4 protein-coding genes and 2 pseudogenes are annotated in these 7,120 nt (G+C 71.3%); 3 read left to right on the top strand and 3 right to left on the bottom strand.

All coding sequences use genetic code 11. The features are described 5' to 3' along the window. The 3 genes and pseudogenes from ACLEQD_RS33250 to ACLEQD_RS33240 form a co-directional block, all read left to right on the top strand. A pseudogene (locus ACLEQD_RS33250) lies at positions 1-373 on the top strand (serine/threonine protein kinase); the annotation flags it as partial. Between the two features lie 60 nt (positions 374-433). Further along, positions 434-1,264, top strand: a complete 831-nt coding sequence (locus ACLEQD_RS33245; RefSeq protein ID WP_410389564.1) for a hypothetical protein — start codon at positions 434-436, stop codon at positions 1,262-1,264. Positions 1,265-1,281: 17 nt separating this feature from the next. Next, positions 1,282-2,100 (top strand): hypothetical protein, encoded by an 819-nt coding sequence (locus ACLEQD_RS33240; protein ID WP_410389562.1) that lies wholly within the window; start codon positions 1,282-1,284, stop codon positions 2,098-2,100. A 32-nt stretch (positions 2,101-2,132) separates the two neighbouring features. On the opposite strand, the gene ACLEQD_RS33235 is transcribed toward ACLEQD_RS33240, so the two are convergent. From ACLEQD_RS33235 to ACLEQD_RS33225, 3 genes and pseudogenes are all read right to left on the bottom strand, one after another. Continuing rightward, positions 2,133-3,896, bottom strand: coding sequence for a bifunctional acetate--CoA ligase family protein/GNAT family N-acetyltransferase (locus ACLEQD_RS33235; protein WP_410389560.1), 1,764 nt, complete (start codon positions 3,894-3,896; stop codon positions 2,133-2,135). Positions 3,897-4,018: 122 nt separating this feature from the next. Beyond that, positions 4,019-4,900 (bottom strand): annotated as a pseudogene (locus ACLEQD_RS33230) (acetate--CoA ligase family protein); the annotation flags it as partial. 149 nt (positions 4,901-5,049) lie between these two features. Further along, positions 5,050-7,120: Ig-like domain-containing protein (locus tag ACLEQD_RS33225; RefSeq protein ID WP_410389558.1), on the bottom strand; the 2,071-nt coding region annotated here is incomplete at its 5' end.

Below are 7,120 nucleotides of genomic sequence, written 5' to 3'. Positions count from 1 at the left end.
GGCTGCCCAGCCGCCGCGGCAGACGGCTCCCGAGGAGAAGCGGCCGTCCGTGGAGCCCGCGGACCCGCCCGCCGTCACGACCCGGGCGAAGGCGCCGCGCGGTGGTGGCGCCCCGGAGTCGATGCCGGACAGCGTGCGCGAGGACCTGGCGTCCGCGCAGAAGGCGCTGGACGCGTTGAACACGTCAGAAGCGTTGCGTCACATCCGGCGCAGCCAGCGCACGAAGATCACCGGCCTGTCGTTCTCGCTGCTCACCCGCGTGTACTGCCATCAGCACGACCTGGCGAATGCGCGGGCGCAATGGACCCGGGTCCCGGCAACGGAACGTCCCAAGGTCCGACAATATTGTTCGCAGTACGAAATCGACCTCTAGGGTCGTCCGGGCGCGCGGAAGCTCCAGAGCGGGGGCGCGCCCTCAATTCAAGGAGTCGTCGTGAGAGTCCTACTGGCAGTGGGGGTCGTGGCGCTGTCCCTGGGGTGTTCCCGGGGCGTGCGGCCCGACAGCGCCGTGGCGGGCACGAAGCCCGTCACCGGCAAGGTGTATTCCAACGAGGCCGGCGAGCAGGTCACCCTCATCGGGCTGGAGCCCGGTGACGCGCACAAGGCGCTGGTGATGTTCGAGGGCACGAAGAGCGAGCTGGACGGCCAGGTGCTGGTCGCGTCCGTGGGCAAGGAGCGGCGCAAGACGGAGTACCGGACGATGTGGCGTGGCCACAGCCAGCGCTTCGTCTCCGTGGAGGACCGGGGCGGCTATGAGGACCTCATCTTCAGCAACGTGAACCACACGGGCTACACGCACCTGAAGCCGGACACGGGGAAGACGGGCGCGCTCAAGGTGGAGAAGGTCTTCGAGCGCTACCAGGACCTGGAGGGCGACAAGAAGTACCAGGCGCTGCTCGCGTTCGACCGCAAGTTCTGGACGAACCAGGCGGAGGCGCAGCTGGGTGAGGTGCTCGCGGAGACGAACAAGGCGTGCGGCTCCAAGCTGACGGCCGCCGTGGCCTGGGACTCCGTCACGGACAAGCAGCTCAACGACATCTCCTACGGCAGCTACTGCGCGCGCCCGCTGGAGTCGCTCCAGAAGCTGTGCGAGCGCTCCGACGAGGCGAAGCGCGCCGTCCAGGAGAAGCTCCAGACGGTGGAGTGCCGCATGGACGCGCAGGCGGCGCTGAAGCTGGAAGCGCGCAAGGTCATCTGGTCCGTGGCGGAAGGCAGCCTGGTCCAGCCTGACGCGACCACCACCTACTTCACCGACACCCTCTAGAACGAAAGCCCACCGACATGACGCTTCGACACATGGTCATCGCCCTGGGGCTCGTCCTGGCCCCGCAAGCCGCGCTCGCGCTGGATCCGCCCTGGGGGAAGGAACAGAAGCTGCGTGAGCGCATGGTGCTGGAGTCCGCGAAGGTCTGCGCGGACGGCAAGGGCCACTACACGGTCCTCGTCCCCCACTCGCCGGAGCACGACGGCGGAGACCTGTACTACGGGGACGGCAAGACGTTCACGCAGGTGGCTCCCGTGGGCTACCCCGACAGCAAGGAGGGCATGTTCTTCGAGCCGCGCTTCTTCAACCCCAAGGCCAACGACAGCTTCCGCGGCGTGGACTACCGCGTCGTCTCCTACCTGCGGCTCAGCGAGGATGCCAAGACGTGCACGCTCAGCTGCGGGGAGAAGCGCGTGCCGCAGCAGCCGGTGCCGGCGGAGCAGGCGAAGGAGCTCCTGCGCAAGGCCAGCTACCAGCCCAGCCCGACGAAGTTCCAGCCGTACGCGCTGCTGCGCGACGACAAGGGCACGTACTACCTGGTGGAGCGCGGCATCGGCGCGGACAACAAGAGCTTCCGCATCTTCACGGGCCAGCGCGGCCAGGTGAAGCAGCAGAAGATGCTCAACGTCGTCACCGACTCGCAGGGGGAGATCTTCTCCACGCAGGGCGGCGACCTGCGCCTCGTGGTGGACCGCGAGGAGCCGTCGTTCTGGGTGGTGAGGAGCAAGCGCCAGAAGCTGCGCGCGGTGCCGGTGGGGGAGAACCTGCCGTTCATCTACAACGAGCTGGGCGTCTACACGGGCGCGCGGCTGGGCACGCCCTGCGACGACGTGTAGCGGCCGTGAGGCGGTAGAGGCCCCGGGCACGGTCAGCCGTTGAGCACCTTCACGGCCTTCACCATGTCCGGGGCCAGCTCCTCGTGCTCCACGAGGGTGAACCCCAGCTTCTTGCTGACGGCCTGCATGCCGCGGTTGCGCGTGAGGATGTCCGCGACGATGCGGCGCAGCCCCCAGTCCCGGCCGACGTCCACCAGCCGCCGGAGCAGCTCCGTGCCCAGGCCCAGCCGCTGCGCTTTGTCGCTGACGGTGATGGCGAACTCCGCGTCCTTCGTGCCGCGCAGGCGCGTGAGCCGGCCCACCGCCAATATCTCTCCCCCGCCCTTCCCGTCCGCGGACGGCCGCTCCGCGACGAGCGCCATCTCCCGCGCGTAGTCGTTGAAGCAGATGCGCGCCAGGCGCTCGTGCGCCACGCGCTGGCTGAGCTTCATCAGGCCCGCGTAGCGCATGAACACCGTCTGTTCGGACAGGGCCTGGTGGAAGCGCCCCATGGCGGGCTCGTCCTCCGGGCGGATGGGGCGCACGAGCAGCTGCTCGCCGTTCTTCAGCGTGAGCAGCTGCGCGTACTGGTGCGGGTACGGTTCGATGGCGAGCTTCGGCAGCGACGCGGCGGAGGCGTCCGGCGGGTGCAGCACCACGCGCGCGTCCAGCGCGATGATGCGCTCCGCGGAGACGAGCAGCGGGTTGATGTCCAGCTCGCGGATGAAGGGCTGCTCCACCACCAGCTGGCTGAAGCGCACCATCAGCCGCTCCAGCGCGCCCAGGTCCACGGGCGCCCGGCCGCGCACGCCCTTGAGCGCGTGGTGGATGCGCGTGCGCTCCATCATCCGGCGCGCCAGCGTGGTGTTGAGGGGCGGCAGGCCCAGGGCCCGGTCCTGCATCACCTCCACCAGCGTGCCGCCCGCGCCAAAGAGCAGCACCGGGCCGAACTGCGCGTCCAGGCTGCTGCCCAGAATCAGCTCGTAGCCGTCCAGCTTCGCCATGGGCTGCACGGTGACGCCGTCGAACGCGTCCGCCAGCCCCCGCTCCGCGAGCGCGGCGCGGATGGCGCGGAAGGCCTCCCGCACCTGCGCCTCGTCGCGCAGGTCCAGCCGCACGCCGCCCACGTCCGTCTTGTGCGTCACCGTGAGCGAGTGCAGCTTGAGCACCACGGGGAAGCCCAGCGTGTGGGCCTTCCGCACCGCCTCGTCCTCGGAGGTGGCCAGCCACGTCTCCACGGTGGGGATGCCGTAGGCGGCCAGCAGCCGCTTGGACTCGTACTCGGACAGGAGGACGCGGCCGGAGGCGCGGGCCTCGTCCACCAGCGCGCGCGCCACGTCGCGGCCTCCGCCGGTGGGCTCCTCCGCCAGCGTGGGCGTCTCATAGAGCCCGGCGATGTTGTCCGAGTAGCGCCACATGTAGTTGAAGACGCGGGCCGCGGTGTCCGGGTAGCCGAAGGTCGGGATGCCCGCGTCGTTGAGGATGCGCTCGCCGGCGGCCACTTCGGAGCCGCCCATCCAGCTGGCGAGCACGGGCTTGCCGGGCAGCTTCGCGTAGCCCTTGAGGCGGTCCGCCGTCTGGGTGGGCTCCGTCATGTCCTGCGGGGTGAGGATGACGAGCAGGCCGTCGCTGTTGGGGTCCGCGCCGGTGGTCTCCAGCGCCTTCGCGTAGCGCTCCGCGTCCGCGTCTCCCAGGATGTCCACCGGGTTGGCGTGGCTCCACGGCGGCGGCAGGAAGGCGTCCAGCCGCGCGCGCGTGGCGTCGGACAGCACGGCCAGCTCGCCGCCGCCGGACACCAGCGCGTCCGTGGCGAGCACCGCGGGGCCGCCGCGTTGGTGAGCAGCGTGAGCCTGCGGCCGGAGGGCCGGGGCTGGCGGGCCAGCACCTCCGCCATGTGGAAGAGGTCCTCGATGGAGTCCACGCGCAGCACGCCCGCGCGGCGGAAGGCGGCGGAGAGCACCTCGTCGCTGCCGGCCAGCGTGCCGGTGTGCGACGCGGCGGCCTGCGCGGCCTGCGCGGTGCGGCCGGCCTTGATGACGATGATGGGCTTGGTGAGCGCCACCTCGCGCGCGGCGGACAGGAAGGCGCGCGCGTCGCCGATGGACTCCATGTAGAGCAGGATGGAGCGCGTCATCGGATCATCCGCGAGGAAGTCGATGAGGTCTCCCCAGCCCACGTCCAGCATGGAGCCCACGGAGACGAAGGCGCTGAAGCCCACGGCCTCGCGCAGGCTCCAGTCCAGGATGGAGGTGAGCAGCGCGCCGGACTGGCTGATGAAGGCCACGTTGCCGGGGCGGGCCATGCCCTTGGCGAAGGTGGCGTTGAAGCCGCCCGTGGGGCGCATCACGCCCAGGCAGTTGGGCCCGATGATGCGCAGGTTCGCGGCCTGCGCGATGCGCAGCACCTCCTGCTCTAGCTTCACGCCCTCCGGGCCCGTCTCCTTGAAGCCCGCGGAGATGATGATGGCGCCCTTGACGCCGACCTCCGCGCACTCGCGGATGATGGCCGGCACGGACTTCGCCGGGGTGACGATGACGGCCAGGTCCACGGCCTCCGGCAGCGCGCGCAGGGAAGGCCACGCCTTGATGCCCAGCACGTTGGGGCGCTGCGGGTTGACGGGATAGACGGTGCCGCCGAACGGGCTGCTGATGAGGTTCCAGAGGACGGTGCGCCCCACGCTGCCGGGGCGCTCGCTCGCCCCCACCACCGCGACGCTGCGGGGGGAGAAGAGGACCTCCAGCGGCTGGCGCGTGCGCTGGTGAAGCAGGTCGATGGAGGGGTCCGTCCGGGCCGGGGGCGTGGCGGGGCGTTGCTCGTCCATGGTGCGCTCGTGTTGGGTGGGGTGGCCGTACCGGGTGAATCTCCGGTCGGCCCCCATCGTGCACCAGTTGGGAGGAAGAGGACGGGGCGGCGGACGCTCCCCTGTCCTCTTTTGCATGCGGACGGCGGGGCGTCCGCGGCCCGGGAAGGCTACCGGACGGGGCGGCGCCGGAAGCCCCAGGCGAGCAGGACGAGCGTCCCGAGCCACGGTGCCCAGCCGGAAGGGCCTCCCGCCGAGCATGCGAAGCCGCGCGCCGTGTCGTCCTCCTCGAGGCCCTGTCCCCCGGTGATGCGCCACAGCGGATCCGACGCCACGCTGAACGAGGAGGGCGACGAGAAGCCGCTGCGGTGCCCCTGGGAGTCCTGCGCCTCCACGCGCCACGTGTACGTGCCCGCGGACAGGGTCCCGGGCAGCGTCAGGGACGTGCCCGCCGCGTTGAGCGACGCGAGCACGGCGCCGTCGCGGCTCAGCTCCAACCGGTAGTTGACCGCGTCGCCCTCCGGGTCGATGGAGGCGTCCCACGTGAAGGTCACGTCGCCGGACGTCACGAGCCCGCTGTCGGAAGGCGAGCGGAGCACGGGCACGGCCGGCGCGTGCGGCACCTGCGCGACGACGGTGGAGGTGACGGTCGCGGGGGGGGAGGCCGTGGTGCCGTCATGCGCCTGGAAGGTGAAGGCGTCCGGCCCCTCGTAGCCGGCCTGCGGCGTGTAGACGAGGTGGGGCGCGGCGCCGGAGAGCGTTCCGTGCTCGGGGGCCTGGAGCACGCTGTAGGTCAGCGTGTCGCCGTCCGCGTCGGTGGCCTCCAGGGTGACGGGCACGCCCTGCCCCACCGGCGTGGTGAGTGACGCGCTTCGCGCCACGGGGGCCAGGTTCACGGTGCCGAGGGTCACGGACACGGGCCAGGACTCCGTGGTCCCGTCATTCGCGCGGTAGGTGAAGGAGTCCGTGCCGGTATGGCCCGCGTTGGGCGTGTACGTCAGGTACGGCGCGGTGCCGGACAGCGTGCCGCGCGTGGGCTGGGTGAGGAGGCGGAACGTGAGCGCATCCCCGTCGCTGTCCTGCCCGGAGAGCGTGAGCTGCACCGGCTTCGCCTTGGAGGTCGTGACGGCGAAGGCGAGCGCCACCGGGATGGAGTTGCGCACCTGGAGCGTCACGGCGCCCACGTTGGAGTCCGCGACGCCGTCGCTCACGCGGAAGCTGAACGTGTCGACGCCGCTGTAGCCGGCGGCGGGCGTGTAGACGCGGTACGCGCCCGCGCCGGACAGGGAGCCGTGCTGGGGCGCCTGGACGACGGAGTACGTCAGCGAGTCCGAGTCCGCGTCCACGCCGGAGAGGGTCACGGCGATGGGCGTGTTCTTCTGCAGGGACAGGGAGGCATTGAGCGCGACGGGGGCGGCGTTGTCGTCGGTGACGCGCACCATGCGGCCACCGGTGGCGCCCTGGACGGTGACGAGCAGCAGGTACTGGCCGGCCGCGACGGTGGGCGCGCGCGCGGAGAGCTGCTTGCCGTCCTGCCACCCGGTGACGCCCTTCACCCAGGAGACAGCGCCGCTCTCCACGTTCACGAGCCGGACCAGGGGGACCTCGCTCGCGGAGGAGCTCGTGTTGCCGCTGGCGCCATCGGAGACGCCGCGCAGCCGGGTGCCCGTGGCGAGGAACGTGGCCCCAGGAGACAGGATGCGCGGCGTGTCGAGCGTGGGCCGCGCGGCGGGCACCGAGGACAGGGGGTCGAAGGCCTCCACGGAGGCCAGCACCGTGCTGCTGCGTCCACCGGACACGAGGACTTCTCCCGTGGCCAGCAGCGTCGCGGTGTGGCCGGTGCGCGCGGTCACCATGGGCGTCAGGTAGTCCCACGTCGCGGTGGACGGGTCGAAGCGCTCGGTGCTGTTGAAGTAGCTCCCCGCTCCGCTGTGCCCGCCCATGATGACGACATCGCCGGAAGGCAGCAGGGTCGCGGTGTGGCCCGCGCGCGGAACGCCCAGGCGGGCAAGCCGGGTCCAGGTGTCGAGGCCCGGGTCGTACTGCTCCACTTCGGAAGTGGCCCCCCCGCCCGTGGTGAGGCCGCCGGCGAGCAGCACCTTGCCGCCAGGCAGCACCGTCGCGGTGTGGTCCTCCCGGGCCGTGAGCATCGTGAGCACGGCGCTCCAGGTGTCCGTGGCCGGATCGTAGATTTGCGCGGTGTCGAGCGCGCGTGCGCTGGTGCGCCGCGACCAGCACCTT

The organism is Corallococcus sp. 4LFB (genome assembly GCF_046520365.1).
GTDB lineage: Bacteria > Myxococcota > Myxococcia > Myxococcales > Myxococcaceae > Corallococcus > Corallococcus caeni.
The sequence above is the reverse complement of the archived record's forward strand: the minus strand, read 5'-3'. Positions and strand labels throughout refer to the sequence as shown.